The organism is Albidovulum sp., assembly GCF_041919395.1.
Lineage (GTDB): Bacteria > Pseudomonadota > Alphaproteobacteria > Rhodobacterales > Rhodobacteraceae > Albidovulum.
In genome coordinates this window covers 1-3,996 of the sequence record NZ_JAYRTX010000153.1, presented here as the reverse complement: position 1 = coordinate 3,996, position 3,996 = coordinate 1, and the positions used below count along the sequence as shown (strand labels likewise).

At 72.2% G+C, this 3,996-nt stretch carries 4 protein-coding genes; 3 read left to right on the top strand and 1 reads right to left on the bottom strand.

The annotated features are described in order from the left end of the window. Positions 1–288 precede the first annotated feature (288 nt). The 3 genes from ACMUOO_RS16565 to ribD all read left to right on the top strand — a co-directional run bounded on the left by ACMUOO_RS16565 (position 289) and on the right by ribD (position 3,742). Positions 289–1,848, top strand: a complete 1,560-nt coding sequence (locus tag ACMUOO_RS16565; protein WP_413855750.1) for a hypothetical protein — start codon at positions 289–291, stop codon at positions 1,846–1,848. A gap of 332 nt (positions 1,849–2,180) precedes the next feature. Further along, positions 2,181–2,648 carry a transcriptional regulator NrdR gene (gene nrdR / locus ACMUOO_RS16560; RefSeq protein WP_301919463.1) on the top strand — a complete coding sequence of 156 codons (468 nt, stop codon included), beginning with the start codon at positions 2,181–2,183 and terminating at the stop codon, positions 2,646–2,648. After that, on the top strand, positions 2,645–3,742 hold the full coding sequence (gene ribD, locus ACMUOO_RS16555; protein WP_301919462.1) for a bifunctional diaminohydroxyphosphoribosylaminopyrimidine deaminase/5-amino-6-(5-phosphoribosylamino)uracil reductase RibD: 1,098 nt from the start codon (positions 2,645–2,647) through the stop codon (positions 3,740–3,742). The genes nrdR and ribD overlap by 4 nt, the downstream gene beginning before the upstream one ends. Positions 3,743–3,793: 51 nt before the next feature. Here ribD and ACMUOO_RS16550 read toward each other — a convergent pair. Then, a partial coding sequence (locus ACMUOO_RS16550) for a hypothetical protein (RefSeq protein ID WP_413855749.1) occupies positions 3,794–3,996 on the bottom strand: 203 nt, incomplete at its 5' end.

Below are 3,996 nucleotides of genomic sequence, written 5' to 3'. Positions count from 1 at the left end.
ACGGTCGAGTTCTCGGTCCACGACCGCAAGGGCCGCAAGCCGGACTTCCCGCGCCGCAACCTGCTCTACCAGGAGGCGCGGCGGGTCTATCACCGGCTGCGGGGCGCGCGGCGCCGCTGACCTCGGCGGAAAGCCGCGCATCCTGCCGGGGCGGGGTGGCGGGATGCCGCGAAAATCCGCGCCCCGCGAGGGTCTTGCAGCGAAGGATCGGGTTTGCCCCTTGGCGCGCGGTCTGACCTGTCCGAGGCTCCGCCGAGGGTACGAGTCGGGTAGGGGTGCGGTCGGGTCATGGATACGCAAGCCGTCGTGTCGGTTCGGTTGCTGCCACGGACGGATACGCGGGCCTGGCTGGTGATGGCGCTCTGCCTCGTGCCGGCCTTCACGGCACCGGTCCTGCCGCTGATCGACTTCTACGCCCACGCCTTCCGCTACGCGATCCTTGCCGACGCGGGACGCGACCCCTGGCTGGCCGAAAACTATCGGACCGCGTGGAGCTTGCTTCCCAATCTCGGCCTCGACCTTCTCGGTGCAGCGCTCTTCCGGGTCCTGCCCGCGCTGGTCGCGGCCCGGATCGTCGCGCTGGTCGCCATCGCCGCGCCTTTCGCCGGTGTGCTCGTGCTCGCGCGCTGCCTCCACGGGCGCGTGACCCCGCTGGCCGTCGTTCTCGCAGGCATCCTCGCCCACAGCTTCATCCTCGGCTGGGGTTTCGCGAATTTCCTTCTGGGGCTCGGCCTTGCGCTCGCTTCCCTGGGCGTCTGGATCGCGCTGGTCGGCGCGCCGGCCCGCCAACTTGCCTTCGCGGTCGCTGCCGGCGTAGCGATCTTCCTCACCCACGGATTCGTCTTTGCGCTCTGGGGTCTCAGCCTCGCGGCCGTCGAAGTGGCGCAGGCGGCCGATGGCGGCCGGCCCGGGCTGCGGAAGCTGCCCAGGCGCCTGTTCCGGCTTTCTGCCGTCGCGGCACTGCCCGTCCTTCTCTTCCTCGCAAGCGCGACCGCCGGGGGCGAGGGCGGCGTGACCGCGGCGGCGGGCAACCTCGCTGCACACCTGCGGGACGGCACCTTTGGCGAGCGGATTCTCGACGAGGTTCGGCTTCGGCTCGACGGGACGCTCCGTGTGGCCGAAAGCGGCTGGCCCGTCGCCGACCGGCTCTTCGGCCTCGCGCTCTGGGGGCTGCTCGGCTTCGGCCTGGCCACCGGCCGGCTCCGCCTCGACCGTCGACTCCGCTTCGTGGCTGTTCTCGCGGCCCTGCTCGCGGTCGCGGTGCCGCCGGGTCTTTTCGGCGTCGGCCACCTGCCGGAGCGGCTGCCTCTCGTCCTGCTCGCCGTGCTTGCGGGCGGACTCGTTCCCTCGCTAGGGGGCGGTGTGGCGATTGCGCGGGCGCTTTCGGTGCTCCTGCCGCTCCATCTCCTGATGGTCACAGTCGTCTGGACCGGGGCGGGGGAGAGCTATCGCGGGTTCCTCAGGGCGACGGAGCACCTGCCCGGACGCCTGCTCGCGGCGCCTGCCTTCGCCGCCGAAAGCCAGGGCCGCGATGCGCAGCGCGCCTGCAAGCCGCTGTCGTTCCTCCTCGGTCTTGAACGGGGGATCGCTGTTCCGACCTTCGCCGATCCCACCCAGCAGCCCTTGCGCATCGCGGGTCCCCTCGCCGCTGCCATCGCCGCCTCGGATGCGCGCGAGGCGGCGTCCCCGGGGCTTGCCGGCACGGCGCAGGTGCGGGCGCTCTTTGCCTCGGGCTTCGATCTCGTCGTCTTCTGCCATGCGCCGAAGGCGGCGGCGGAAGCGATCGCGGGTGCGGGGATCGTCGGAGAGGGGCGGGGCTGGGTGCTTTATCGCCGCGACGCAAGATGAAGGCGGGGTGCCCGGCGCCGGCCGAAACCGGTCGCCGGGTCCCCTGGCCGCCTGTGGTGGCCAAAGACGTCCGCGACACCCCCCGCGCGAGGCGTTCCACTGGACGGTCCGTGACGGCGGCCGGCCGGCCGGGGTCTTTTTGGCGGTGCGCCCCGGGCCGGACCGGGTGGGAAACTGCCGCATCCGGCGTGCAACCATAAGGGGAGAATGTGACCTATTTTCCCCGCCTGTTCCCGCCGTTATCTGGTGGCGGCAAATGCCCCCTACCCAAATCCTAGAGGGCTGCCTATAGTGCCTGTGGATAACCGGAAATTCGGACCGAGGGGAAGGGAATGCGCTGCCCGTTTTGCGGAAATGTCGATACGCAGGTGAAGGATAGCCGACCCGCCGAGGATCATGTAGCGATCCGGCGGCGAAGGTTCTGCCCGGCCTGCGGCGGGCGGTTCACGACCTACGAGCGGGTCCAGCTGCGCGATCTCGTGGTGATCAAGTCCTCCGGCAAGCGCGAGGACTTCGACCGCGACAAGCTCGAACGCTCGATCCGCATCGCCATGCAGAAGCGACCGATCGACCCCGAGCGCATCGACCAGATGATCTCCGGGATCGTCCGCAGGCTCGAATCTCTGGGCGAGACCGACATCCCGTCGAAGACCATCGGCGAGATCGTGATGGAGAGCCTCGCCCGGATCGACACCGTAGCCTATGTCCGCTTCGCAAGCGTCTACAAGAACTTCCAGGCGGCCGACGACTTCGACAAGTTCGTCTCGGAACTGCGCCCCACGGGCGCACCGGAAGAGTGACGGCCGAAGACGACCGCCGCCAGATGGCCCACGCCCTCGGTCTTGCCCGGCGCGGGCTCGGCCGGGTCTGGCCGAATCCGGCGGTGGGCTGCGTGATCGTCGCGGGCGGCCGCGTCGTCGGCCGTGGCACCACAGGGCCGGGCGGCCGCCCCCATGCGGAGACGGTGGCCCTGGCGATGGCGGGCGCCGCAGCGCAGGGCGCCACCGCCTACGTGACGCTGGAGCCCTGCGCCCATCACGGGCAGACGCCGCCCTGCGCCGACGCCCTTGTCGCTGCCGGCGTCGCGCGTGTCGTGACCGCGACCGCGGATCCCGATCCGCGCGTCTCGGGGCGCGGCCATGCGATCCTGCGCGCCGCCGGGATCGAGGTCGCCGAGGGCGTGATGGCGGCCGAGGCGCAGGCGTTGCAGAAGGGCTTCCTCAGCCGCGTCCTCAAGGGCCGGCCGATGGTCACGCTGAAGCTGGCGCAAAGCCTCGATGGCCGGATCGCCACCGCCGCGGGCGAAAGCCGCTGGATCACCGGGCCCGCGGCGCGGACGCGTGTGCATGCGATGCGCGCGGCCCACGACGCGGTGATGGTCGGCGCCGGCACCGCGCGCGCCGACGATCCCATGCTGACCGTGCGCGGCCTCGGCGTTGCCCACCAGCCGGTGCGCGTCGTCGCCGCGCGCAGCCTCGACCTCGACGTCGGGGGCGCACTGGGGCGGAGCGCGCGCGAGGTCCCGCTCTGGCTCGTCCACGGGCCCTCGGCCCCGGCGCCGGACCGGGCGGAATGGGCGCGCGCCGGGGCGCGGCTCTTCAAGGTGACGGAGAAGGGCAGCCGGCTCGACCCCCGCGCCATCCTCGTCGCGCTGGGCGAGGCGGGGCTGACCCGTGTCCTCGTCGAGGGCGGCGGCCAGTTCTCGGCCTCGCTTCTGCGCGCCGGAGTGGTGGACGAGATCGCGCTCTTCACCGCCGGCCTCGCGCTCGGCGGCGACGGCTGGCCGGCGCTGGGCCCGCTCGGGCTCGATGAGCTCTCGGCCGCGCCGCGGTTCCGGCTGACCCGCGTCGACCGGATCGGCGGCGATACGCTGAGCCTCTGGGTGCGCGACTGAGCGGTCGCATCCGCAGCGCGGCGCAAGTACCCCCGCCGAACGCGCCTGTCGCTACCGCCAGAGCCACGGGTGGCTGGCGAAAACCCCCTGGAGCTTCGCCAGAAGCCGATTGACGCGGCCGGCCGCGGGCAGGTCGTGACGCGCCAGCCGCTCCACGACGACCTCCGGCGGGCAGGGCAGGCCCGTCACCGGGTCGAGGTAGCGCGGATAGGCGATGAGCGCGGCATGGACGAAGGCCGCGAGCGTCGGCCGCG

Coding starts and splice junctions, on each gene's coding strand:
- ACMUOO_RS16565 (WP_413855750.1), top strand. CDS start 289: ATGGATACGCAAGCCGTCGTGTCGGTTCGGTTGCTGCCACGGACGGAT.
- nrdR (WP_301919463.1), top strand. CDS start 2,181: ATGCGCTGCCCGTTTTGCGGAAATGTCGATACGCAGGTGAAGGATAGC.